Annotated in this window: 29 protein-coding genes; 20 read left to right on the forward strand and 9 right to left on the reverse strand. The window is 52.8% G+C overall.

The window, feature by feature from the left end; translation table 11 throughout:
* Nucleotides 1-80 precede the first annotated feature (80 nt).
* From BN4_RS17175 to BN4_RS08630, 7 genes are all read left to right on the forward strand, one after another.
* Nucleotides 81-2,153, forward strand: coding sequence for a methyl-accepting chemotaxis protein (locus BN4_RS17175; protein WP_015414994.1), 2,073 nt, complete (start codon nt 81-83; stop codon nt 2,151-2,153).
* A gap of 162 nt (nt 2,154-2,315) precedes the next feature.
* Nucleotides 2,316-2,792 carry a siroheme decarboxylase subunit beta gene (gene ahbB / locus BN4_RS08605; protein WP_015414995.1) on the forward strand — a complete coding sequence of 159 codons (477 nt, stop codon included), beginning with the start codon at nt 2,316-2,318 and terminating at the stop codon, nt 2,790-2,792.
* A 114-nt stretch (nt 2,793-2,906) separates the two neighbouring features.
* On the forward strand, nt 2,907-4,166 hold the full coding sequence (gene hemL / locus BN4_RS08610; protein WP_015414996.1) for a glutamate-1-semialdehyde 2,1-aminomutase: 1,260 nt from the start codon (nt 2,907-2,909) through the stop codon (nt 4,164-4,166).
* A 184-nt stretch (nt 4,167-4,350) separates the two neighbouring features.
* Nucleotides 4,351-5,385 carry a cobalt-precorrin 5A hydrolase gene (locus tag BN4_RS08615; protein ID WP_041720859.1) on the forward strand — a complete coding sequence of 345 codons (1,035 nt, stop codon included), beginning with the start codon at nt 4,351-4,353 and terminating at the stop codon, nt 5,383-5,385.
* Nucleotides 5,379-6,143, forward strand: a complete 765-nt coding sequence (gene cobJ / locus BN4_RS08620) for a precorrin-3B C(17)-methyltransferase (RefSeq protein ID WP_015414998.1) — start codon at nt 5,379-5,381, stop codon at nt 6,141-6,143. Before BN4_RS08615 ends, cobJ begins: the two co-directional genes overlap by 7 nt.
* A gap of 146 nt (nt 6,144-6,289) precedes the next feature.
* Nucleotides 6,290-6,700, forward strand: coding sequence for a cytochrome c3 family protein (locus tag BN4_RS08625; protein WP_015414999.1), 411 nt, complete (start codon nt 6,290-6,292; stop codon nt 6,698-6,700).
* Nucleotides 6,701-6,776: 76 nt separating this feature from the next.
* Nucleotides 6,777-8,639 (forward strand): midas domain-containing protein, encoded by a 1,863-nt coding sequence (locus BN4_RS08630; protein ID WP_015415000.1) that lies wholly within the window; start codon nt 6,777-6,779, stop codon nt 8,637-8,639.
* A gap of 94 nt (nt 8,640-8,733) precedes the next feature.
* Here the strand turns inward: BN4_RS08630 and BN4_RS08635 are convergent, their stop codons facing one another.
* The 4 genes from BN4_RS08635 to BN4_RS08650 all read right to left on the reverse strand — a co-directional run bounded on the left by BN4_RS08635 (nt 8,734) and on the right by BN4_RS08650 (nt 12,134).
* Complete coding sequence (locus tag BN4_RS08635) at nt 8,734-8,943, reverse strand: hypothetical protein (protein WP_015415001.1); 210 nt, start codon at nt 8,941-8,943, stop codon at nt 8,734-8,736.
* Nucleotides 8,944-8,946: 3 nt separating this feature from the next.
* Nucleotides 8,947-9,423 carry a hypothetical protein gene (locus BN4_RS08640; protein ID WP_041720239.1) on the reverse strand — a complete coding sequence of 159 codons (477 nt, stop codon included), beginning with the start codon at nt 9,421-9,423 and terminating at the stop codon, nt 8,947-8,949.
* A gap of 137 nt (nt 9,424-9,560) precedes the next feature.
* Nucleotides 9,561-10,880: a malic enzyme-like NAD(P)-binding protein gene (locus BN4_RS08645; protein ID WP_015415002.1), complete on the reverse strand. Its 1,320-nt coding sequence runs from the start codon at nt 10,878-10,880 to the stop codon at nt 9,561-9,563.
* A gap of 231 nt (nt 10,881-11,111) precedes the next feature.
* A complete protein-coding gene (locus BN4_RS08650) occupies nt 11,112-12,134 on the reverse strand; it encodes a TAXI family TRAP transporter solute-binding subunit (RefSeq protein ID WP_015415003.1) in 1,023 nt (340 codons plus the stop codon).
* A gap of 187 nt (nt 12,135-12,321) precedes the next feature.
* Between BN4_RS08650 and BN4_RS08655 the strand changes: the two genes are divergently transcribed.
* Nucleotides 12,322-13,098 carry a substrate-binding periplasmic protein gene (locus BN4_RS08655; RefSeq protein WP_015415004.1) on the forward strand — a complete coding sequence of 259 codons (777 nt, stop codon included), beginning with the start codon at nt 12,322-12,324 and terminating at the stop codon, nt 13,096-13,098.
* A 108-nt stretch (nt 13,099-13,206) separates the two neighbouring features.
* Entirely contained in the window at nt 13,207-13,956 is a 750-nt protein-coding gene (locus tag BN4_RS08660; RefSeq protein WP_015415005.1) for an RNA methyltransferase, read from the forward strand.
* A 39-nt stretch (nt 13,957-13,995) separates the two neighbouring features.
* On the opposite strand, the gene BN4_RS08665 is transcribed toward BN4_RS08660, so the two are convergent.
* The gene (locus tag BN4_RS08665; RefSeq protein WP_015415006.1) at nt 13,996-14,481 is read right to left on the reverse strand and encodes a CinA family protein; all 486 of its coding nucleotides are present in this window, start codon (nt 14,479-14,481) and stop codon (nt 13,996-13,998) included.
* A 71-nt stretch (nt 14,482-14,552) separates the two neighbouring features.
* On the opposite strand from BN4_RS08665, the gene BN4_RS08670 reads away from it, so the two are divergent.
* On the forward strand, nt 14,553-14,981 hold the full coding sequence (locus BN4_RS08670) for a hypothetical protein (RefSeq protein WP_015415007.1): 429 nt from the start codon (nt 14,553-14,555) through the stop codon (nt 14,979-14,981).
* A gap of 75 nt (nt 14,982-15,056) precedes the next feature.
* Entirely contained in the window at nt 15,057-15,407 is a 351-nt protein-coding gene (locus BN4_RS08675) for a DVU0772 family protein (RefSeq protein ID WP_015415008.1), read from the forward strand.
* A gap of 157 nt (nt 15,408-15,564) precedes the next feature.
* Here BN4_RS08675 and BN4_RS08680 read toward each other — a convergent pair whose 3' ends face one another.
* A complete protein-coding gene (locus BN4_RS08680) occupies nt 15,565-16,044 on the reverse strand; it encodes a DUF3124 domain-containing protein (protein ID WP_015415009.1) in 480 nt (159 codons plus the stop codon).
* Nucleotides 16,045-16,133: 89 nt separating this feature from the next.
* On the reverse strand, nt 16,134-16,871 hold the full coding sequence (locus tag BN4_RS08685; protein WP_015415010.1) for a sulfite exporter TauE/SafE family protein: 738 nt from the start codon (nt 16,869-16,871) through the stop codon (nt 16,134-16,136).
* A 152-nt stretch (nt 16,872-17,023) separates the two neighbouring features.
* Between BN4_RS08685 and argJ the strand changes: the two genes are divergently transcribed.
* The 9 genes from argJ to BN4_RS08730 all read left to right on the forward strand — a co-directional run bounded on the left by argJ (nt 17,024) and on the right by BN4_RS08730 (nt 23,583).
* Nucleotides 17,024-18,205, forward strand: a complete 1,182-nt coding sequence (gene argJ / locus BN4_RS08690) for a bifunctional glutamate N-acetyltransferase/amino-acid acetyltransferase ArgJ (RefSeq protein WP_015415011.1) — start codon at nt 17,024-17,026, stop codon at nt 18,203-18,205.
* A gap of 8 nt (nt 18,206-18,213) precedes the next feature.
* Nucleotides 18,214-18,423, forward strand: a complete 210-nt coding sequence (gene dmpI, locus BN4_RS08695; RefSeq protein WP_015415012.1) for a 4-oxalocrotonate tautomerase DmpI — start codon at nt 18,214-18,216, stop codon at nt 18,421-18,423.
* Between the two features lie 179 nt (nt 18,424-18,602).
* Nucleotides 18,603-19,217: an HD domain-containing protein gene (locus BN4_RS08700; RefSeq protein WP_015415013.1), complete on the forward strand. Its 615-nt coding sequence runs from the start codon at nt 18,603-18,605 to the stop codon at nt 19,215-19,217.
* Between the two features lie 219 nt (nt 19,218-19,436).
* Nucleotides 19,437-20,243 carry an MlaE family ABC transporter permease gene (locus BN4_RS08705; protein WP_015415014.1) on the forward strand — a complete coding sequence of 269 codons (807 nt, stop codon included), beginning with the start codon at nt 19,437-19,439 and terminating at the stop codon, nt 20,241-20,243.
* A gap of 7 nt (nt 20,244-20,250) precedes the next feature.
* Complete coding sequence (locus BN4_RS08710) at nt 20,251-21,117, forward strand: ABC transporter ATP-binding protein (protein WP_015415015.1); 867 nt, start codon at nt 20,251-20,253, stop codon at nt 21,115-21,117.
* Complete coding sequence (mlaD, locus tag BN4_RS08715) at nt 21,105-21,551, forward strand: outer membrane lipid asymmetry maintenance protein MlaD (protein WP_015415016.1); 447 nt, start codon at nt 21,105-21,107, stop codon at nt 21,549-21,551. The genes BN4_RS08710 and mlaD overlap by 13 nt, the downstream gene beginning before the upstream one ends.
* A 31-nt stretch (nt 21,552-21,582) precedes the next feature.
* A complete protein-coding gene (locus BN4_RS08720) occupies nt 21,583-22,221 on the forward strand; it encodes a Tgt2/MlaC family protein (RefSeq protein ID WP_015415017.1) in 639 nt (212 codons plus the stop codon).
* 21 nt (nt 22,222-22,242) lie between these two features.
* Nucleotides 22,243-23,082 (forward strand): MlaA family lipoprotein, encoded by an 840-nt coding sequence (locus tag BN4_RS08725; RefSeq protein ID WP_015415018.1) that lies wholly within the window; start codon nt 22,243-22,245, stop codon nt 23,080-23,082.
* A gap of 21 nt (nt 23,083-23,103) precedes the next feature.
* Nucleotides 23,104-23,583, forward strand: a complete 480-nt coding sequence (locus BN4_RS08730) for a metallophosphoesterase family protein (protein ID WP_015415019.1) — start codon at nt 23,104-23,106, stop codon at nt 23,581-23,583.
* 158 nt (nt 23,584-23,741) lie between these two features.
* Here the strand turns inward: BN4_RS08730 and thpR are convergent, their stop codons facing one another.
* Entirely contained in the window at nt 23,742-24,299 is a 558-nt protein-coding gene (thpR, locus tag BN4_RS17180) for an RNA 2',3'-cyclic phosphodiesterase (protein ID WP_015415020.1), read from the reverse strand.
* A 44-nt stretch (nt 24,300-24,343) separates the two neighbouring features.
* Complete coding sequence (rdgB, locus tag BN4_RS08740) at nt 24,344-24,952, reverse strand: RdgB/HAM1 family non-canonical purine NTP pyrophosphatase (RefSeq protein ID WP_015415021.1); 609 nt, start codon at nt 24,950-24,952, stop codon at nt 24,344-24,346.
* Nucleotides 24,953-24,977 lie beyond the last annotated feature (25 nt).

A 24,977-nucleotide genomic window follows, 5' to 3' on the forward strand; every position in this document is an offset into this window, starting at 1 on the left:
CGGATTTTTCCCCATCGCAACAAAACTATCATACCCCAAAGTGACAAAAATACAGTAACACCGATACAGGAGGTACAACTATGAGCCTGAAACTCAAGATGACTCTCATGATGTGCGGCGTGATTCTCGCCCTGACCGTCATGGGTGGAACCATGTATTGGAGCAATACTATCGTTGAGATGTATACGGATACGTTGATTCTTCGTGATCAACAACTTCGTGTCGCCAAGGATATGAAAATGGCGCAGGTCGAACTGCTGCTGGCCGCCATGGATTCAATCGTGGACAAAGATGAAGGGACGATTGCCCCGGAACGCCTGGAGCATATGAAAGAAACATCCGAACTGCTGAAGAATAACGCGAAAGCTCTGGTCAACGCCGCAGACACTCCGAGAGAACGCGAGCAGGCGACCAAGGTTGCCGGGGCGATCCAGGGATTCACCCGCTCAGTCAGCGTCGATCTCAAAGAACTGATTGAAAACAGCGCCACCCACGTTGCCGATATCGATACTGCTTTTGCCGCCATGGATGACGACATCGACAATGCCGGAAGTGCCATCGAGGAGTCTCTTTCACGCCTGAATACACTTTTTTCCGCCAGATCAGCTCAGGGTGCGGTCAATATCACCACCCTCATGCAACTTTCTCAAACCAGGCTGGTTCTCGCGGCCATGGACTCCATCATCGACAGAGAAGAAGGGCGGATCAATGAGGAAAGACTTGGCATTATCAACCAGGAATCAATCATACTGGGAACCCTTCATAGCAGGCTGGAAACCATGGTTTCCAACTCGGAAGAGATCGCTCTTACAGCCCAAATCGGGAAGGCGCTGCCAGACATCATCAAAGCCATCAAGGTGGACCTGAAAAACCTGATCGAAATGGGGGCCACAGAAAAAAAAGCAACAGAAAACGCCTTTGCCCAAATGGACGACGAACTTGACGAGAAAGGAGAAGCTATTGTTGACGGTCTCGATATCATGGTTCAATCCATCCAAAAAGAAGCAGAAGAAGCAACAGACATGCTTCATGCCATCATCGGTAAAACCCTTTGGGTGTCTTTTTCCATCTTTCTGATTGCCCTTGGCATCCTGATCCCCACATTTCTTCTTTTCTCCTCCGCGATTCTTCGCGGTCTGGGAACCGGTGTGACCTTTGCCGACCAACTGGCCGACGGCGACCTTGATGCAAACATTACAATACGAACCAATGATGAAATAGGCATATTGGGTACACGGTTGACCTTCATGCGAGACAAACTTCGTGGTGTTTTCACTGATATTCAGGAAGGCGCTTCCAATATTTCCGCCGGGAGCCAGGAACTGGCAGGAACGGCTCAGGCCGTATCCGAAGGAGCTTCCAAGCAGGCAGCCTCAGCGGAGATGGTCTCAACCTCCATCGAGGAAATAAGCGCGGCAGTCAAGACCACCGCCGAAAGCGCCCGTGAAACAGATCAGATAGCCACCCGCACGGCTGACAAGGCTGAAGACGGCGGGTCTGCCGTACAAAAAACTGTGGAGGCCATGAAAGATATTGCGGAAAAGATCGCAATCATTGAAGAGATAGCCCGCCAGACCAATCTGCTGGCCCTCAACGCGGCCATCGAAGCCGCCCGCGCAGGAGATCATGGAAAAGGATTTGCCGTGGTTGCCGCCGAGGTTCGAAAACTGGCAGAGCGCAGCGGCACAGCCGCACAGGAGATCAGTGAACTCTCCGTCAGCAGCGTGGAAGTAGCTGAACGTGCAGGCAACCTCCTTGGCCAAATGGTGCCCGATATCAAACTGACCTCGGATATGATCCAATCCATATCCACGGCCAATGACGAGTTGTCGGCCAATGTCTCTGAAGTGGCCGGAGCAGTGGAAGAACTCGACTCGGTCATCCAGGCCAATGCCGCAGCTGCGGAAGAGATGGCTTCCACATCAACACACCTCTCTGGTCAGGCTGAAATGCTCATGAAATCAGTGAGCTATTTCAGTGCAAGCGGGATAACAACCCCGGCTGCGCGTCCAGCGCGAGCACCCGCTCTGCCAGCCAAATCAGCCGCTTCCGCTCCTGCCAAGCCGACACGGGACACACCAGCCCCTCAAGCCATCGAAAGTGACGAAGGATTTGATATGGACCTTGACGACGACCAGTTCGAGCGATTCTAAGCACTCTCTCCCGCGCAAAGCCCCTGTTCCAGAAACCGGGGCTTTGCGCTCCCCCCTATATTGCCGGTCACAGGGGCTCTTCTCCCCACAGACTCAAAGTTATGACGGTTTTCACTGCTCAGCCTGTTGCATCCGGAAGCGAGGGCGGGTATAGCCACATGCATGGCTATACAATTCACCGAGACAGAAGAAAAGATCCTGGCCCTGGCAGGTGCAGACCTGCCGGATACCGAGCGTCCGTTCAAAACCATCGCCGATCAGGTCGGCGTTGATGAAGACGTGGTTCTCGCCCTGCTCACCGACCTCAAGGATCGCAAGGTCATTCGCCGTTTTGGTGCCACCTTGCGTCATCAGAAAGCAGGCTACGGGCACAATGCGATGGTCGCGTGGCGTATTCCGGAAGAACGGGATGATGAAGTGGGGGCCATCTTCGCGGCCAGACCCGAAATCTCCCATTGCTACATTCGCCGGACCTACCCTGAGTGGACCTACAATTTTTACACCATGATTCATGGTGAACGGCCGGGCCATGTCGACGACGTCGTGGCCGAGCTTGAAAAAGAAGTAGGAGTCAGTGACAACTGCACACTGAACTCTTTGAAAGAACTCAAAAAGACCTCCATGGTCTATTTCAAATAGAATACGAATACAGGCTGTTTGCAAACGGAAACGAAAAAGGGGTCGCATTCTTCGAGTCTGCCTTTTTGCTCGCTCTCCGCCCACACAAGAACTCACAGCCAACAGGAGCTTCCCATGGATTCCAAGACCCTTTTCGCCAAGGCTCAGACCCTCATGCCCGGCGGTGTCAATTCTCCCCTGCGAGCCTGCAAATATGTCAAGAGCGAACCCGTTTTCATTGACAATGCCAAAGGTGCCTACCTTTGGGACGTGGATGGCACCCAATACATAGATTATGTCTTCTCGTGGGGTCCACAGATTCTCGGACACCAGGAACCATCGGTCTCCGCAGCCGCTCACAAGGCAATCGACCTCGGCTCCAGCTACGGCGCACCCTGCCTCGGAGAGATCTCCCTTGCCGAAGAAATCAAGAAGCTCATCCCATCCATGGAGATGATGCGCATGGTTTCTTCCGGGACCGAAGCCACCATGTCTGCCCTGCGTCTGGCCCGCGGCTACACGGGCCGCAACAAGTTCGTCAAATTCATCGGCAACTACCACGGTCATGCCGATGCCTTTCTGGCTGCCGCAGGCTCTGCAGCAGGGACAATTCCCGGGACCCCCGGAGTCCCGGAGGAAGTCATCAGCCATACGCTGCTGGCCCATTACAATGATCTCGCAGCCGTTCAGGAACATTTCGAGACAGCCGGAGACGAAATAGCCTGCGTCATTGTTGAACCTGCTGCCGGCAACATGGGCCTGGTTCCCCCGGCCGAAGGGTTTCTTCAGGGCTTGCGGGATCTGTGTACCCAGTATGGGGCACTCCTCATTTTTGATGAAGTTATCACCGGCTTCAGGCTGTCCCTCGGGGGCGCACAGGAACGGTTCGGCATCACCCCGGACCTGACGACCCTCGGAAAAATCATCGGTGGAGGCTTTCCGGTCGGCTGCTACGGCGGCAAGCAGGAGATAATGGAGCAGATGGCCCCGATGGGAGGGGTCTTTCAGGCCGGAACATTGTCTGGCAACCCTGTAGCCATGGCTGCCGGTCTGGCCACACTCAAACGATTGCAGGAATGCGACTACGAGGCCTTGGAGATCCGCACCAAACGAATGGCCGAAGAGTTGACCTCCATTATAACCGGTAAAGGGCAATCGGTTTTTCTGGCCACCATCGGTTCGGCCTTCACCATGTATTTCTCGGATAAACCAGTCGTCAGCATGGTCGAATCCAGCCAGTGTGACGCAGAAGCGTACGCGACATACTGGCAGCAGATGATGGCTCACGGCATCTATCTGGCTCCTGCCGGTTTCGAGTGCGCGTTCACTTCCTTTGCCCATACGGACGAGGATTTCGAAAAGACCCTTGAAGCTGCCCGCAAGGTGCAATTTTAGCCGACAATCACTATGCCGCCCTTCCATCAATGGCAGGGCGGCAACTCCATGAATCTCTCGAAAGCCCAAGGAGGTCCGGCATGCGACGCCTTCTGCTTGGGCTTTCCCGTGACTTTGTCACTGGAACATACGATTCAAAGGCATTCCCTTCCTTAGACCTGAATCAACTGATACAATGGTGACCATGCCCGATATCTCCATCGCCATATACACCCTGACCCGACACGGGCTACGCTTGGCCAAAAGGCTGGCCACCGCCTTGGGCGCCACGATATATGCGTCTCATCGCCATGTGGATGAAAAAGGAATTCACGGTTTCACCTCCCTGCCCGAACTGATCAACACGACATTCTCCCGGTATGACGGTCACATCTTCATCACGGCAGCCGGGATTGCCGTCCGGTGCATTGGGCCGCTTTTGAAAAGCAAAGACGTTGATCCGGCTGTGGTCTGCATGGACCAGGAGGGGCAATTCGCCGTCAGTCTGCTTTCCGGACACCTAGGAGGGGCCAACGAACTTGCCGTCCGATGCGCCGAGTGTATCGGAGGACACCCGGTGATCACCACAGCCACGGACTCGACAGGGGTTCCCTCCATGGACATGCTGGCTCAAGCCAGAGGATTGGTGATCGGCAATATCGACCGCATCAAGACAATCAACGGGAGCTTGCTCGATACAACCCAGGTCCAACTTTTCGACCCTGATGACACCCTTGGCTTGGCTGACAACCCTCGATTCACCCCGGTAGAGTCTCCCGAAGACTGGAAACCGGAACGCCCCGGAGTCTGGGTTTCATTTCGAACGGACTGCCCAGATGACGCGGCCCTGCGTCTGTATCCGAGGGTTCTCATGCTTGGAGTCGGGTGTCGAAGAGGCGTGGCTGAAGAGGAAATCACACGCCATATCCACGCGGTTTTCGATGCGGCGGGCCTGGCGCTTCAAAGTGTCGGCGGACTGGCAAGTGTGACTGCGAAGGCTGATGAGCCAGGACTGCTCCAGGCAGCAGAACGTTTGAATGTTACCCCTGAATTCTTTGAAAAATCACATCTGGAAACAATCGATACCCCGAATCCATCCGGCACAGTCCTTCGCCGAATGGGCGTAGAATCCGTTTCCGAAGCCGCCGCCATCATTCTCTCGGACAATGGAAAATTACTCGTTGAAAAGACCAAAACCAAAACCGTCACGCTGGCCGTGGCGAGGAGACGTCCATGCTGACAGCCGTAAGCCTCGGTCCCGGAGACCACAGCCTCCTGACTCCGGCGGCCAGAGCCGCCCTGGAAAATGCTGATGTCATAGCGGGATATAAAGGGTATATCACCCTGGTGCCGCCAGAATTGCTGGAAGGCAAAGAGGTCATCTCAACAGGCATGATGGGCGAGGTGGAACGGGCCAAGATGGCCATTGAAAACGCTCGTTCCGGTAAACAAACCGTCATGGTGTGCAGCGGCGATGCCGGTATCTATGCCATGGCTGGATTGCTGCTTGAGATTCTGGAAGCGGAAAATCTTCTGGATAAAGTGAACTTTTCCGTTGTGCCGGGAGTGGCAGCCTTCAATAGTGCCGCAGCACTGCTGGGCGCTCCTCTCATGCACGACTTCGCCTCGATCAGCCTGAGTGATCTGCTCACACCCTGGGACGTCATAGAAAAGAGACTCAGGCTGGCATCACAGGCCGATTTTGTTATCGCCATCTACAATCCCCGCTCAAAGAAAAGAAGCAAATTGTTACAAAAAGCGCTTGATATCATAGCAGAAAGCCGAAAAAACACCACGCCGGTTGGCATTGTCGGACGCGCATACAGAGAAGGCCAATCCATTCAGACAGTTCCCTTGAATGAAGTCGATCCGACAACAGTTGATATGCAAACCGTTCTGATTATCGGCAACTCGGCCACGCGCATGGCCGGTGGAAAAATGATAACTCCCCGGGGCTATCACAACAAATATGATATAAAAAACAATGCCTCTTTCTAAGGAAACCCCTTGCATAGCCCGCTCTTTTTCAGGTAAAAGCAAGCGTCTACGATGACTCCCCCGCTTGACAGGGGAGGGATACTTATTTATCCCGCATAAGTAGAGAGTGTGACAGTTTATTTTTTGCAACAGGAGGAAAAAGGTAAATGAAAAAAGCTCTGATGATCTGCCTGATGGTTGCGGCCATGGTATGTGTCTTTGCATTGCCCGCCGTTATCGCAGGTAATGCTCCCGCCGATACCATCACCATGATTGCTCCCAACGGACAGAAAATGTCCAAGACACCCGTGGAATTTCCGCATAAGATGCACGTTGACAATGGTATCGACTGTCTGGTCTGCCACCACAAGGCAACCAGCAAAGATAATGTCAAGGGCTGTGCCAGCGAAGGTTGCCACACTGACGCCGGTAAGAAAGCCAAGAAAGACCCCGAGGGCTACTACCAGGCTTTCCATAATAAGAAATCCGAAGCCGCTTGCTTGGGTTGTCACAAAAAGGCCAAGAAAGCTGGCAAAAGTGCACCGGTATCCTGCAAGGACTGCCACCCCAAGAAGTAGCAATCTGCTAGGGTAACTCAAGGGGGGCTGGGCACCAGCTCCCCTTTTTTTCAAACCTTCTCCCACGGAGGTACATATGACCCCGGCTCCCCCGCCTCCCCCGACCGACGAAGTCAATGACATGCTCAACGACGGCGTTCCTGATAACGATGTTCTTGACCCGGATACCGTTGATGCCGATTTCGAACAGGAGCTTGAAGATCTTTTTTCCGACGACCTCGAAGAGGAGGCTGCGGCCAGTGCCGCCATGGCCGAGGACAATGAACCTATTGTGCTCGATGAATACGTCACGACTGAAGACATAGACATCGCCATAGACGATCCTGCTCCAGTCGAACCGGAAGAGAATATCGAAACCGCTCAGACGGAAGAAGATGACGAAGGAGCACTCGTCCTTGACGATGTCGCTGAGGATGACAGCGAAGAGATGATGATTCTCGACGACGTGGTGGAAGAAGACGACGACGTCATGCTACTTGATGAAGTGATTGAGGAAGTCCCGGAAGTCCGGACAGACCCTGATGATATTGCCGCCCTGGTGGATGACATCGCAGAAGACAACACCGTCACTCCCCCCTCTGCCGACGCAGAAGAAATCATCGAACTCGACGACCTACTCGAACAAGGTCGTCCCGAAGAGGTTTCAGAGGCACCCGAAGAAATTGTTGAACTCGATGATCTTCTCCAGGAAACGGAAACAGCCCCTTCTTCCGATGACGACACCATGCTCCTCGAAGAAATGGAGCCTGAAATCGAGCCTACCGCCGAAGAGGCAACCGAACCGACACTCCCTGACGACATGGCCGAAACCATGGCCGAAGCAATGGTCGGGGATGAAGCTGAAGACGTTTCCACCATCACAGACCTTGAGCCAGAAACTGTCCAGGTTGAGCCGATGGAATCGGACAAACTGGGTGACCTGACGGAAGAAGCTCTGACCGATGCCGAAGAGATGCTCTCGGCAGAGCCTCCAGTGGAAGCCTCTGAGGCTCTCATGGCTGAAGCTCTTTCGGAGACAAAAGATCAGCCCGAGGAAGAAGGCACCCAAGAACTGAAGAGTGATGATGCCACTTCACAGAAACACGATATCGAGCCTGCAACGCCAGTATCCTCACTTGATGAGACTACGAACGCCGAAGATGTTCTTCCCACGAAAGAATCAGGAGAAGAGATTTCAACGGTCCCTGAAGATATGGTGGACCTTGCCCTGGCAGAAGAGTCTGGCCCGGAAATCCCGGTGGATGAGGCTGTGCTTGAGGAAGATATCGATCTCCTCATGGATGAGCCTGCATCAGAAGCGACTCCTGAGCCAGCCTCAGAAGAGGATATCCTCAAGACCGATGACAACGACATGAGTGAGTTGGCGGGGCTTGAGGCGCTGGAAGATGAAGGAATGGATGACATGGATAGCCTGCTCGACAATGTCGAGGTGGATGTTTCAGATGTCGAAACGTCAGTCGAAACGGATGAAGCGGATCTGGACATCCCCGAAGTGGATATCCCGGACACCGATTTTCCGACAATTCCCCCGACAGATGCGGCAGAGGCTGCTCTGACCGATGCAGAAACCTCTGACATGGACACTGCCACTGAAAATGTCAGCGCCATGGAGACAGAAGAGGACTTGGGAGAAGACCTGCCGGACGAAATCATGGCAGGAGTCGATATGGACGAGGTACTCACCTCGGAAAATATGCCCCAGGACGCAGGGATTGATGTCTCCGATGATGTTGATGTCAACCAACTGCTGGCCGATGTGCGGAGCGAGACATCAGCCTCGGTCATTGCAGAATTGCAGGAAAAAGTCGCCATGCTCGAGACTCGCGTCGAAGACCTGGAAACCATGCTGCGAGAAGAAATAGCTCAGCTTGTCCCGGCGGAAGCTGCTCGTATCATTCGAGAAGAAATCACGGCTCTAGCCGATGAATTGGAAGAGTGAGCGAATCAGCAGAGACTCTATTCAAGAGCCACCAAAAATCCCGCTTTCACATCGAAGGCGGGATTTTTTTGTGCGACTTCAAGCTCTTACCATTTTATTCATCACCATCAGGCTCAATGGCACTGGATGCCGAATCCGCAGGCGGTTCCATACCGAATTGCTCGATAACACCAAGCACACTGGCTATGCCCTGCTCAAGATCAGCAGGCATACCTTCCGGGGGCAGCGCCGCTTCCAATAGAGAAACATCAATACCACTTTCTTTGGCCAACCGACACAATTTTTCATGCATTTGCTCATCCATGGCTCACTCCACCACCGGAAATCCGTCAAAGACTTCTCTGGATGCGAGCCATTTCTCCGGTACAGACGGTGTCTGCAGGTGCATTCTGGCCGCTGTCCCGACTCGCGAGGCTCTGCTCTGGGCCACAATGGACCATGCATTTCCCCCATGAGAACGCCCTGACAGATTGAGGACTTCCGCCTCTCGGGAGGGAGCGATAGCCAAAACAGTGAATCCACGAGTTGACTGGCCATCAGCCTCGGCACTGGTAAAAACCATCATCGAATATTGATACCCCGTGGTCTTGTTCTCCCATTGGACCGGAACTCGTGGCGACACGGTATTCAGGGCATGGCCGATCCGCCAGATATCGGCAGAGTCCAGATAACTCCCCACATATTGCTGCCCGGATGAAAAGCCCCATAAGGGCAACGTCTTTCCCTGGCAGCCGAGACAGAAAAGGAGCATGCTCGCCAGCAGAAAAATCGATACTACGCCCATAATTTTTGACCGACACTGTTTCATGGCAGAACCATAGAGAACAATCGAATCCGGCGCAACGAAAGAGAGACTACCAACAAAGAAGAAAGCCCCGCTCCCTTGAAAGGAACGGGGCCGCAAAAGGTGTGATTAACCGGTTAGAAATCATAACCAAAGGTATCGACAACCCCTTTGGTACGAAGCTTGGAGGCTGTCATCATCACTTCCAGATCCTTAGCATACTGCTCCAGATCAAGGTGCACACGAGCCACCCCCGTCTCCATGGCAGCTTTGGCAACAGCCGGGGCCAACCGTGTCAGGACACGTGGATCAAGAGGTTTGGGGATGATATAATCAATGCCGTATTCAAGCGCATCCACCCCATACGCATCGCAGACTTCCTGGGACACAGGCTCTTTGGCCAAATCGGCCAGAGCCTTGGAGCAAGCGATTTTCATTTCCTCATTGATCGCGGAAGCCCTGCAATCCAGCGCCCCACGAAAGATGAAAGGAAAACCAAGGACATTATTGACCTGATTGGGATAATCGGAACGCCCGGTTCCCATGACAATATCGGGCCGCACTGCCTTAACGTCTTCATATGCAATTTCAGGATCAGGATTGGCGCAGGCAAAGATAATGGCGTTTTCGGCCATGGTCTTGACCATCTCCTGATTGATGGCATCCTTGACCGAAAGCCCAAGAAACATGTCCGTCCCGACCATGACATCAGCCAGCGAGCCGTAATCCTTGTCCTGGGCAAAAGCCTTCTTGAATTCATTCAGCCCTTCCCGTCCGACATGAATCAGCCCACGGGAATCGAACATGAAGATGTTCTGCCGCTTGACTCCCATGGAGACATAAAATTCGGAACAGGCAATGGCAGAAGCTCCGGCTCCGGAAACAACAACCTTGATATCCGTGATATCCTTGCCCGCAATTTCCAACGCATTGAGGATACCGGCCCCGGAAATGATGGCTGTACCGTGTTGGTCATCATGAAAAACCGGAATATTCATTTCCTCTATGAGACGCTGTTCGATCTCAAAGCACTCCGGGGATTTGATATCTTCAAGGTTGATGCCACCGAAGGTCGGTTCAAGCATCTTGCAAAAAGAAACAATCTCATCCGGGGTCGTGGCATTGATGTTCAGATCGTAGACATCAATATCGGAAAAGATCTTGAAGAGAACACCCTTGCCTTCCATGACGGGTTTTCCGCCCTCCGGCCCGATATTCCCCAAACCCAGCACAGCGGTGCCATTGGAAACCACGGCAACCAGGTTTCCTTTATTCGTGTATTCGTACACCTTGTCGGTATCAGCAGCTATTTCTCGGCAGGCTTCGGCAACGCCGGGGCTGTAGGCCATGGACAGATGCTTCTGGTTATCGCACGGCTTGACGGAGATGACCTCCAACTTTCCCTTGCGCTTGTCGGAATGGTATCGCAATGCCTCTTCTTTGGTGAACAGTGCCATATGTCAGGCCTCCTTGAAATTCTGTTCTAAAAATGGACCGCAACAGTCTGAATCACTTTGGTAAGGGGGAATTTCAAGTGGCGTCAAGCACATTTTCTCCTTGAACACCAAGCATTTCCATTACTCAAGAATCGACAATGGCATCATGCTGGTTGAGCGTCCAATCAAATCAGTATGTTGGGGAACTCTTCGCCAAAAACATCTGAATATCAGGGAGGATACCCTCCTCACTCATTTGGGAAGAGGAATAATATTTGACGGGACGTGAATCCCCTTGTCACGCCAAAAACGATATGCTCCTCGATGCAATGGAATGGCAACCCCATTCAAGCCATTTGCGAGGCCCATGTCCCGTGCCGCACGGTGCGTTCCCGCGAGTTTCCCAAGCCCTTCGGCAGAATAGATGGCGCTGAGGCTGTCATAGACAGTCTGCTCCGAAAGAGCACTGCTCGCACACCACAGAGCTGCATCCTGAAATGTTGCTACGGGGTGTGTCTGACCCTCATATGTTCCTGCCGGAATGACAGTTTTGGTATAAAACGGATAGGTATCGTAAAACTCAGAAACCACAGCAGCGTCATCAAGGTTCAAGAGAGCGATATGAAGTGATGAAGCAGCCTGCATGACAGAAGCATTCGGAGGCCCCACCAACACCCAGAAAGCATCAATACGCCCCGCTATGAACTCCTCTGCCGCCTTGGAATAGCCAAGGTTCACCGGAATGATATCGTCCCACAACTGGAGGTGCCTGAAGAATCGTTCGGCGGAAAAAGCCGCACCGGAACCGGGATTGCCAATAGCAACTTTCCTGCCCACCAGTTCCTGAGGTGAATGGATACCGCTTTCCCGACGAACGACAAGCTGTGCCGGTGCGTTGTAGAGGTAGGAAAGGCTCCGCACAGTATCATAATAAATTGGATCCCCCGGCAGCTTGCCATTCCTCCCGAGAAAGGCATCCCCGGCATAGACGATCGCCATATCCGCCCCATGCTTGTGCAGCGTACGCACGTTTTCTCCAGACCCTCCGGACCCTTTGGCGACAAGATCAAATCCGTTTTGGCCCTGAGCCACAATACGAGCAATCTTGTTCGCAAAAAAATTGAACGTCCCCCCTGTTGGCCCGCCGCAAAATATGACCATGGACTGATGCCCACCGCCCGAACCGGATCTTGATTGCTGATCAGGCTCTGAGGTGCATCCACAGAGGAATGCGACCATCGCCCCAATGACCAAAACAGAATTGAATCGCTTCATCATCTCTCCAGAACAAAAGACCACAGATTTTCTTCATCCTGCACGACGCATACTGAGATTCCCATGATAATATGTCTCACTATCCACCGATAACCGCAGAAGTCCCCATGATCAGAATTACCCTTTGCGGTTCTTGTCAATATACGTATTATTCTTCATGGACAGATGAAAATTCGGGGGGATTCTCATGACAAAACAGTTCGCATTCATTCTTGTGCTGTGGGCGCTTCTCTGTGGCGCTCCCAGTGCTTGGGCGGGCGAAACCATTACACTCACGACAGGAGAGTGGCCCCCTTATTTTTCCAAGGAATTTCTCCACGGCGGATTCGTGACGCGGGTTGTAACGGAATCCTTTGCCTTGGCCAATATGGAAGCCCGATACGAATATCTGCCCTGGAAGCGTGGTTTTGAAGCAGCCAGACTGGGACAGTATGCCGGGGCCATGGGATGGATCAAGACGCCGGACCGGGAAAGGGACTTCCTCTTCAGTGACCCAATACTGACTTATAAGGCGGTCTTCTTTCACAGAATGGGCAAACAGTTTCACTGGGAAGGACTCGGGGATGTCGGCCACATGACCGTCGGGGTCACTTTGGGGTATACCTATGCAAACATGCTCAAAGCCACTCTCGAAGCCAGGGGAGGCTCCCTCGCCACCGCCCCCACCGACCTGATCAATTTCCAGAAACTGGCCGCAGGCAGAATAGACGTTTTCCCCTGTGCCCTCGCCGTCGGCAATTATCTCCTCAAGACTCGCTTTCCGCCGGAGACAAGAGCGACCATCCACTCCCATCCACGCCCTCTGCACGAAGGGAAACTCTATCTGCTGATCTCAAAAAAATATCCCGATGGCAAGGCGATCATCGCTCGTTTCAACACAGGGCTTAGACGACTCCGTGCCAGCGGCCTCTATCGCCAGTACGAGAATGAATCCTCTGCCGGAGAATACATCCCCAAACAATGAACCACCGCAAAACAACAACTTCTGGCATGCCGATTTTTGACATCATTGGGTGAAGTGCGTAGATGCCGTGCGTCCGGTCTAGACCGATTTTCACCAGAAGGAGAACCGATGCTCGACGATCTTACCGTGGTCCTTTTCCGACCCAAATTTCCTGAGAACATAGGAAGCACGGCCCGCGCCTGCCTCAATATGGGAGTCACCAAAATGATTATTGTTGACCCCTATAACTTCAACATGGACAAAGCCTTGCCCCTGGCCACGGCCCACGCCAAGCATGTGCTGGAAAACGCACGAATCTGCGAAACGCTCCCCGAAGCGCTGGAAGGGTTTACCGCGGTCTACGGCACCACAGCCAGAACCGGAGGCTGGCGCAAGGGGATCATGTCTCCTTCCACCCTGGCAAAAGTCGTGGATGAACGCCTGCATACAGGGGGTAAAGTCGCACTCGTCTTCGGCCCCGAGGACAAAGGACTGACCAATGAGGAGACAAGCCTCTGCTCCGGCCTGATGACCATCCCGACCAGCCGGGAGGGAACCTCCCTCAATCTGGCTCAGGCCGTGGTCATTGTCTTGTATGAATGTTTCAAACAGGCTCTCAGCAAACCATTTGTCCCAGATGGTCCGCCGGAAGAACGCCCCACGACCATTCAAGAACAGGAGACCCTGTTCGCCAACCTTCAGGAAAGCCTGCTCGCGATTAATTTTCTCAAGGAGGACAATCCGGATTACTGGATGCTCCCAGTCCGCCGTTTCTTCTCCAAGATCAATCTCAAACGCAATGAATTCAATTTACTGATGGGGGTTTCCAGACAGGTTCAATGGTTTGTACGGGCCTATGGTCCGAAAAAAGACACATAGCCGAGCAGAGACATGCTTTCCCGCCCGGCCACTCAGTCCTTAACGAGTCGCTCTCAACAGGCCGTTGATGGCTGCCATGACCGTCTGTTCCTTGATGTGTGCCCTGTCACCCGAAAAATTACAGAGCTTCGCCCTGGCCCCACCGGGCCATGCCCAGGCTATCCAAACCGTGCCCACGGGTTTCTCCGGCGACCCTCCCGTGGGACCGGCGACGCCTGAAACGGCAACTGAAACATCTGCTCCCACAGTCTTCAGCACACCCTCGGCCATGGCAAGCACCACAGCTTCCGAGACTGCACCATGTTCATCAAGCACTGCCTGCTTCACGCCGAGCAATGTTTTTTTGACCTCATTTGAGTAAGCCACCACGCTCCCCGCAAACCACTGGGAACTCCCGGAAACATCCGTCAGCGTGCTGGCGATGAGACCTCCGGTGCAGGATTCGGCCGTGGCCAACATGTTTTTTTCAACCCGCAACGATTCTCCCAATTCAGAGACCGCCCGAGCAATAAGATACGTATCCATAAATGTCCTCCGCCTTTGATTCTACAAAATACCTTAAGCAGTTGCAATCCCGGTATCCTCACGGCTAGACTATGACAATGACAGTCACTCCCTCGCATCTCCTCACCCTGGCCCTGACCAGACATCGACGCCCATGGAACTGGACTCTCCACTTCATGGGGCTAGTCGGGTTCGCCCTCACCATGGCAGCACACAGCTCTCTGCTCTTTGCCGCCAGTCTCGTTCTGTTTGGAGCAGGGTTCTTTGACCTCAATCTGCCAGAAATCCCAGAAAATAGATGGATACGTTTTGTCTCGTCAGCTGTGGAGTGGGAAAAGAACTGGGTGGCTGCCCCCTGGAACTGGTATAAGATCCGCCGATTCATAATCTGCCTGTTTATCACAGGAATCACTCTCTGGGCGCTCTGGACGCGGGACCTCGCCGTCCTCGCCCTGATTGTTGCTTTCGGGTACCTCCTACATGTCAGGCGGGAAAACATTGACGGCGGCATCGATCCATAGGGGACCCATGGACGCGGCATCGACCGGATGCTATAGAATTCTGTAAGAACAGGACAACTTTTCGGAGGAACCAATATGAGTGATGAAAACACCTGCAAGCAATGGCTGAACGAAGTCAACTGGGACATGATCCACGAAGACGCCGTGACCCTCTATCTGGAATGGGGAAACAACAATTACCGCGATGCCATGCGCTCGCCTGTCACCACCAGCGGTGAGTACTCCATATATTTTGCGATCGATACATGGGAGGCTCCCAAGGTCGTACTGATGAAGATGGACAATTACGGCTCCACCATTCTCTGTACCAAGAGCATCCCCGCCCCACTTGCCAAGGAACTCCTCGACGACATCAAGGGAATCAAGGGAATTCTCGAACTGACACCTCCGATCAAGGAGTGGTTGATGCAGGAATTGGAAGCGTAATCAGACGGGCAAGGGCTGGACTCTCTCCCTTTCGGGCTTCTCAAAAAGCCGATGACACAACTTTCCCCCTTGAAAATAGAATTTTCAAGGGGGAAACCTTTGTATTCACTCGCAGGACAAAGCCGCAGCGTCTCCACAGGATGCCTTCTTTCGGCCTCTACTCGACTTCTTCTATGGCGACCCCGGTGCAGACAAAAGAAATGCCCTGGGTGGACGCCGTGCCGATCATGACGGCCTGGATGATGGGAACAGAAACTTTCCCGCTTCCTGTCCAGTTGACCGTAAAGTTGGCCCCGGAACCGCCGCTGCTGTCCCGTTCGGAAATAAAAGCCTCTCTGGTTGCCAAAGGTGGAATGACAATGGGGTCTTCAAAAAAATTTCTCACCAGTCGTCCGTCGTCATCATAATACCTGACATAGGTTATGGTGATGGCATTTTTGGCATCGACATTACGGATAGAGAGCAGAGCCGAGAGCCTATAGGGCCGATTTTTCGGTCCCTGATATATATGGGAATACACCGGCACATACACTTTCTGTCCCTTTGAAAGTTGCATTTTTCTCCCGGCAAAAGCCGTTGCCGACAGGAGAAGCAGAATCGTAACAGCCAGAAGAAATTTTGGAAAAGGCATGCGCATGGGGTCACTCCTTATGCGGTCGGGATTTCCCACGAATATGCCCGTTCGCCTGCCGGATTGCAAGACAAACAGACCGGAATCAAAACGAATTATAGAGGCAAGGACCGCACCACCAAGCCAGCACCCAGCAGCATGATAAGCCCAAGAACGACCGTGCGAAAAACAGCCTCCGGCAAAAGGCGACGCACCTTGCCCCCAACCCAGATACCACCCCAGACGGGAACAACACCCGCAATAGAGATAAAGAGAATATCCCTTGAAAGCAGACCAATCTTGCCCAAACCAAGCAGCATGACCACACTGGCGATGGTAAAAGAAGTATTGATGGCCTGAACCAGCTCGTCCTTGGTAATATCAAGTGACATGAGATATGGTAGGATCGGCATGATCTGGGAGCCGGTCAAGCCATTGACCAGCCCGGTTGTCAGCCCGACGATCAGCGATGAAAACGGAGTATGTTTCAGGGAAAGAGAGCCTCCCCAAAGTCCCCAAAGCCCATACAGAAACATGGAAACTCCGAGCACGGCGCGTGGCACAGGGGTTTCCCCACCTCCAAGAACCCAGAGCCCGAAAACAAGCCCCGGCATGGCTGAAGCATACATGAACCAGAAACGTTTGAAGATGCGAAGAAAACCTCCGGCATCAATCATCACCATGGCATTGGAAAGGAGCGACGGCACGATAACCAGGGGAATGGCAATGCGCATATCCAGAAAGCTGGCCATGATGCCGAGGCAGGTCGTGGCAAACCCGAGCCCCGCAGTCCCTTTAAGAAAAGCTGCGAACGAAAAGGTGGCGAAAACGAGGATCATAACATGCAGTTCCATGGGTATTCCCTGTTACGCTCTCCCCTGGGGCAACGCAACAGGTTCCTCTTTTCTCTTTTGCCACTCTACGGTAAAGCAATGATCTTGCAGGGAGGAAGAGAAGACACTCTCTTCACCATGCCATGACATAGAGACGAAATTCGGAGACAACGATGCACATACCCAAGGGTTTCAGATTCGCCGCCACACAAGCGGGCTTCAAGCATGCAGGCAAGCTCGATCTCGGCGCCGTCGTCAGCGACAATCCGGCCATTGCCGCCGGGGTTTTCACGACCAACAAATTTCAGGCAGCCCCGGTACTCCAGTGCCGTGAGATGCTCGACTCGGGACGAAAGATGTCCGGTTTTCTGGTGAACTCAGGTCAGGCGAACGCCTGCACCGGGGACCAGGGGCGGGCCAACTGCCGAGAGACTCTCAATCTCGCAGCTATGGCACTTGATATCCCGGCAGATGAATTGCTCCCGGCCTCAACAGGAGTCATTGGCGCCCAATTCGACATGAACAAATGGGAAGCGGCCATGCCCGCACTGGCCAAGAGCCTTGGCACGGTCTCCCCGGAAGAGACCGCCAAGGCGATCATGACCACGGACACGGTGCACAAGCTTGCCGAAGCATCCTTTGAACTCAAAGGCGGCACGGTCCGCCTGCTCGGTATGTGCAAAGGAGCGGGGATGATCAGCCCGAATATGGCAACCATGCTTTCCTTTATCGCCTGTGATGCCGATATCTCCACCGAGGCCTGGCAGACCATGTTGACAGATTGCGTCAATCTTTCCATCAACCGGGTGACCGTGGATGGCGATATGTCCACAAACGACTGTGTCATGGCCTTGGCCAACGGCGCATCCGGCATCGCCATCGAGAGCGAAGAGGAATATATTCTCTTGCGCAAACACCTCTTGGAAGTGCTCGAGGAGTTGGCATACAAGATAGTCATGGATGCCGAGGGCGGCACAAAAGTCGCCTTTATCCAGGTTTCAGGAGCAAAGAACGATGCCGATGCCGAACGAGTCGCTCGTGCCGTGGGCAATTCGCCTCTGGTCAAGACTGCGTTGTTCGGAAGCGACCCGAACTGGGGACGTATCATCTGTGCAGCCGGATATTCCGGAGCCGATTTCAATCCCGAAGAACTCGTCCTCAAAATCGGCGGCGTCCTTGTTTTTCGCAACGGCACCCCGGAACCGGGTAATATGGACGACCTGCTCAACCCGATCATGGCCGAGCGGGACATTGTCATCCACTTGGACATAGGGGAAGGGCCTGGCAGCTCAATGCTCCTGGCCTCGGACCTGAGCCGAGAATATGTCAGTATCAACGCGGATTACCGCTCTTAGGAGGCCCCGTGCCCATCTTCAGAATTGAGACATGGTCAGGATTGTCATCGGAGAAAAAAAAGGACCTTGTGGAGTCCATGACTCGCGAGGCCATACGAATTCTTGGCTGCCCGGCCGAAGCCGTGACTGTCCTCATCGATGAAAGAGACAAGGAAAACTGGGGCGCGGCAGGACAACTTTGTAGCGAACGATTCCCGGACAAACCTGATTCAGAGTAATCGACTCGAAAAACATCGAGCCGAACAAAGACAACACACAATACAGGGGGACCGTTCAGAAACGAAACTGGCGGTATTCCCCTGTCTTTCTTGTTCTCAAAATTGATGGAAAGAACTTCCAAGAGACCACAGGGACCTGGACAGCTCTCTCCTCGCCCCTTTTGCCGCGGGAGGCACGTATGGCACCTATGAAAAGACGCGACAAGCAGACCAGAATCGTTGATTTTTTAAATGAATGTGGCATGTTGAGAAAGACACCACGAACAGGATACCAATTTCTGGGGTCAGGCAGCGAAAGTGTAGCCGAGCATTCATTCCGCACAGCAGTCATCGGGCATGTTCTGGCCTTGATGGCTGGTGCTGATGTGGCCCGTACCACTTCCATGTGCCTTTTCCATGATCTTCATGAGGCTCGGACAGGAGACTTCAATTATGTCAACCAGATTTACAACAAATCAGAGCGCACCACAGCCTTAAAGCATTCGGTGGGAGGAACCGGGCTGGAAGAAGCGATACTCGGATACTGGGAAGAACTGGAAGAAACAGCCACCCTGGAAGCGAAGCTGGCTCAGGATGCCGACCAGCTCGATTTTATCCTTATCCTCAAGGAAGAACTCGACATGGGGAACAAATATGCGGGAGAATGGCTTGAAGTTGCCGTTCAACGCGTCCGAACCGAATGGGGCAAGGAGTTGGCCGAGACCATCACCAAAACAGACCACAAGGATTGGTGGTTTCTGGGGCCAGACCCTGAATGGTGGATCAAGAAAAACGGGACTGATACCGAATTGTAAAAAATTGTAACAGGACTGGGAAAAACTCCTGAATACGTTATAGGAAAGATCAAACAGCCTTGCTGTTTTGTTTCAATTTGGGTACACACTCAAAGCAAAGGTTGGAAGTCTCTGGAACTGTGAGGGATTTCAGAGACAAGGGGACAGATCAACCTTTTGAATTTTAAAGTCAATTCTATTCAGACAAGCAAATACCCCTGCTTGAGGACGGTTTTTTTCATGGCCGAAAAGGCTCAAGAATCTGGTACACCCACAATTCCCATTAGCCGCGGAATACTGAATATACTCGATGAACTGGGAGAGATGGCTCTGTTCCTGTTCGAGGCATTCATCCTCATATTTGCGGGCTGGGGGCAATTGCCCAAAACCATACGCCAGATATATTTCATTGGGGTTCAGTCGATAGCGGTCATCGGACTTATCGGTCTTTTCACCGGCATGGTCATGGGGATGCAGCTCTATTACGCCCTGTCCGTGTTCGGCGCGGATGGCTTCCTTGGCACCGGACTGGCTTTATCCATGGTCCGGGAATTAGCCCCTGTACTGACTGCCATCATGCTCACCGGACGTGCCGGATCAGCCATGACTGCTGAAATTGGCGTCATGCGCATTTCCGAACAGATCGACGCTCTGAGCATCATGGATATCAACCCTATGCGCTATCTGGTTGCCCCCAAACTGGGAGCCTGCCTGCTGAGCTTTCCGATCCTGACTGCGCTCTTCAATCTGATAGCTCTGTGGGGCGGCTGGCTGACCGGTGTAAAATTGCTGGGAGCCAATGAGGGCGTATACTGGGCGCGGGTTAATTCTGCGCTGGACTGGGCAGATATCCAGGGTGGTTTCATCAAGGCCATGGTCTTTGGTGTCCTTGTATGCGTTATCTGCTGCTTCGAAGGATACTGGACACACACGCGATCCGGACACGCCGGACCCGAAGGTGTCAGTCAATCCACCACCAACGCGGTGGTCAAATCCTGTGTCATAACTCTTGCGGCGGATTACATATTGACGTCGCTGCTCTGGTAGGCCGCCCATGAACACAAGCACTGCACCCAATATTCGCCTGGAAAACCTGGTCATAGGGTATGGCAAAAAGACCATAGCCAAAGATTTGAATATCGAATTTCCCGGCGGGAAACTTTCCATGGTCGTCGGCGGTTCAGGAACCGGAAAATCCACCCTGATCAAGCATATTCTGCAATTACTCCCGCCCAAGGCCGGCAGAATCTTCATCGGGGAAAATGACATGAGCACCCTGAGCAAGCGAGAGCAACACTGTATCAAGCAACGTACAGGTGTCCTGTTTCAGGATGGTGCCCTTCTCGGCTCGCTCCGATTGGTGGATAATATAGCCCTTCCCCTGCGGGAACATACCCGCCTGAGCGAAAAAGAGATACAGCGCATCGTGGAAGACCGTCTGAATCTGATGGGTCTTGGACACGCCTTGGAACTCTACCCAAATGAGCTTTCGGGAGGTATGCGTAAACGGGCCGGACTGGCCCGTGCCCTGGTCATGGACCCGCAGGTCCTTTTCTGTGACGAACCGACCAGTGGTCTGGACCCTGTTATGTCAGCAGAACTGGACCAGTTGTTACTTGAAATGATGTGCCACTTCGACATGACCATGGTTGTCGTGACTCATGATCTGGCCAGCATGCGTGCCTTGGCAGACCACGTTGTCATTCTGGGAGAAGGCAGATGCCTCTACCAGGGCGACATCGAAGAACTGGAAAAGACTGAAGACCCCTATTTACGGCATTTCCTGGACCGTTCAACAGCAGAACGCGATGCCCCCAGACTGACCATGCCTCCCATTGATCCAGGAATGATGAAGCTCAATTGTGATAGCATATTGGGCAAAAAAGAGACCGTTCGGAAGGATAGACAATGTTCAAATTAAGAAAAGAAACCGCAGTCGGCCTGTTTGTTCTCATCGGCATCCTGGCCATCGCTTACATGAGCATCAAACTGGGAAACGTCCAAGTCTTTACAGACAAGTATTATGCGGTTCACGCCGATTTTTCGGATATCTCCGGCCTTAAGGTCAACGCACCTGTCCAAATGTACGGCGTCAAGATCGGCTTTGTCGAAACAATAGGCCTCGACCAGAAAAAAGGAGTGGCAAGCGTCACCATGCTTATAGAAAAGGGTGTTTCCCTCAGTGACGATGCCATTGTTTCGGTCAAGACCAACGGGTTAATCGGTGACAAATACCTGAAAATAGCCCCCGGAGGATTGGGAGATCCTATCGGCCCGGACGGTTCATTGTTTGACACCAACCCTGCGGTTGATTTAGAAGACTTAATTAGCAAATTTGCATTCGGAAAAGTCTAATTCCAGACTTTCAGCACAGTAAGGCTCTCATATGATTTTCAAAAAAATATCATCTCCACTGCTCATTCTTTTGTTGCTCGCCACACTTTCTTCGGTGGCAGCAGCGCGCCAGACTCCTTTAGAGCGTGTTCAGGAAGCTTCAGACAAACTGATCAAAGTTCTGTCAGACCCGGCCATGCAGGAACCAGGAATGCATAAACAGGCTGTGGCCAGACTGCGTCAGACTGCTGAGGAGTATGTGGATTTCCGCCTGGTCACTATGTACGCGGTTGGAAGACAGTGGCTGGACATGTCACAACAGATGCAGGAAGACCTGACCGAAGCATTCCTTCAGTTGCTTGAGCGCTCCTACCTCAAAAGGATTCCAGCCTATGGCGGACAGAATGTCGATTACAAAAAAGAGCTTGTTTCGGGCAAAAAGGCCAAGGTCTTTACGGAAATCATTGACAAAGACAGGAAAATTGTTGTTGAATTCAGATTAAGAGACACTGGAGAGCAGTGGATGGTGTACGATGTGGTCGCTGAAGGTGTTAGCCTGGTTTCCAACTATCGGACCCAGTTTTCCCACATTCTGGACAAAGGAACACCAGAAGATCTGCTTCACAGAATCAGAGAACGCATAACCAAATTGGATCAGGGCACGGACGACGGAACCACCGACACGCTCTAAGAAGAATAAAGAACAGACACCATGAACACACGAGCCTTCATCCTCATCGCCCTTGCCGCCCTCCTTGTGCTCGCATCGGGAACTGCTTTTGCGGCAGAGAAGACTCTTCCGCTCAAGAATGCGACTCTGCTGGCCCAGTTCTCCGACATGAAGGGAGCGGGCGCAGCAGCCGATGCCCCTGATGCGCTCTCGGATGAAGACATCTTTGCGGAAGAGGAATATGCAGACAGTGAAGAACTGATTGCAGACCCCCTGTACGGCTTCAACCTTGTCATGTTCCACTTCAACGATGCTTTGTATCATGGCGTTTTTCACCCTGTGGCCGAAGGGTATGCATGGGCCATCCCTGCAAAGCCTCGCCAGTGGGTCAGAAACTTTTTTGTCAATATTCTCTTTCCTGTTCGCTTTGTGAACAATATTCTTCAGGGAAAGTTTGACGCGGCGTACATGGAGACGTCCAAGTTCATTGCCAACACGACCTGGGGACTGCTCGGCTTTGCCGATGTAGCCTCAACCATGAAGCGCAACTGGGAGCCTGAGCGCCCCACTGCTGACGGATTCGGGCAGACTCTGGGCAAGACCGGTCTCGGGCATGGATTCTACATTGTCTGGCCGTTCCTTGGGCCAAGTTCTGTCCGTGAAACAGTGGGTTGGGTCGGAGACACCTATCTTGATCCTCTGACATATGCAGACTTCAGTTTCCTTGAATTAGCCGGAATCAGAGCATACAAGAACCTCAACTCCTTGTCCCTCGAACTGGAAGGTAATGAATACGAGACGCTGACAGAAGGCGCTGTAGACAAGTACGCCGCAGTCAGGGATGCGTATATCCGTTTCCGTGCCAAGAAGGTCAAGGAATAAGCTCCCGCAGAATCCGCTCGTATGAAAATAGCGGTGATCTCCGACACGCATATGGGCACCCCGTCCGAATGGCTTGATCAGGTCTATACGACGTGGCTTGCTCCCGCAGATATTCTGGTCCATTGCGGCGACATCACATCCCCTGCCACCTGGTCCTATTTCATGCAGCACGACAATTTCTTCTGCGTTCGCGGGAATTGCGATTGGGACCCTCAGCTGGTTGACCAGTTAAGCCCTATGATTTCCACCCAAATAGGTGACCTGACTCTCGGAGTAACCCACGGATGGGGGCCGCGTTCGCATGTCGCATACACCGTGGCCGAGGCTTTTGGTCCGGGATATGACCTCGTGTGCTATGGGCACACGCACCGAAGGGATTGGTCAAGACTCGGAGGGGTGCAACTTGTCAACCCCGGCTCTCTGGGAGAATCCCATTCCCTGGCAATCGTCACTGTTGCAGAAGACGGCGACATGGATTGCGAATTCATTGACGCGGGATAATTCTCTCGCACGATTCTATTCGAACCACCTTTTCTCTCTGTAAAAAAACATGCTACGATACCGCTCGGGCATCAGCACACTCATTCGGAAAACCCTGCACAGATAAACGTCCTCTTCGAGTCGAAGGACCAATCAGAAAGGGAAGGGTGTGAGATCGATTACTGATCAAGCAATGGGAATTCCCGACGTTCTGAATAAATCGGACCACTCGAGGTCAGCAGGCTTTCCCACAAGACCATGCCCTCAACCATGAACGACGGCCAATCCATGGCAGTCTCAGGAGAGAGATATGCCAAATCGCGCTTCTGCCACGCCGAAAAGCGGCCAAGTGTAAAATGGCAGGTATACATCCCGACCCTGGGGGCTATCCCACAAGCAACGAGCCGAGCGTCGACTGTCCGCGCCAGGGATTCGCACTCATGAGCACCCGCACCAATCCCGAGCCAAAGAATTCGAGGATGCCTCAAATCCGGGAAACAACCAATCCCATGAGGTTGCACGACGAATTGAGGAAACCGTACCAATGCCAAAACATCGGCAATTTCCTCAATCCGGTTCAATTCAACCTCACCAAGAAAGCGCAATGTCACATGGCTGTTCTCCGGCTTGATCCACGTGACTCGCGAGACCATTTGGGCACTCAGAATCGATATAAGATTTCGAACTTTTTTGATATATGATGAGGGGACCGGAAGTCCGACAAAGATTCGGGGCATGCGTTCCTCCTGCATCAACTTGCATATGGAGAGAACCGGAAAGATCAGCGCTGGGCCTTTTCCCAGAACTCCGGCCACAGGGTCAACAGTTTCCGCATTGCTTTGCCACGGTGTGAACGTCCATTCTTGACCTTGGGGTCCAATTCAGCAACATGCATGCCCGATTCCGGGTCCACGACGATGACATCATAGCCGAAACCACCCTCTCCCTTATACCCGTGCGCAACCAGAATCTCATATGCGCCATCAGTGTCTATTTCCACCCCATTGGGCGCAGACGCGGCCATGACACAACGGTATCGACCTGTTCTTTCCGCTTCGGAAACACCTTTCATTGCAGCCAGCATCTTTTCGTTGTTGGCATGGTCATCGCACTGTTCACCAGCGTACCGGGCAGAATACACACCGGGCCGACCATTCAGGGCATCGACTTCGATACCAGAGTCATCCGCAACTGCCACCAACCCGGTCTTTGCAGCAACAGTTCGCGCTTTGATAAAGGCATTTTCCCGGAAGGTATCCCCTGTTTCGGGAATCTCACCAATTTCGGGAAATTCGGACAGACTTTTCACGGTCACACCAAAAGGCTCCAGCATCACTGAAAGCTCTTTGATTTTGCCTTTGTTGTTGGTCGCCAGGACAATGGTACTCATAGGAAATTCCCCTTCAGAAAGTGTT

It is taken from the genome of Pseudodesulfovibrio piezophilus C1TLV30 (assembly GCF_000341895.1).
Classification (GTDB): domain Bacteria; phylum Desulfobacterota; class Desulfovibrionia; order Desulfovibrionales; family Desulfovibrionaceae; genus Pseudodesulfovibrio; species Pseudodesulfovibrio piezophilus.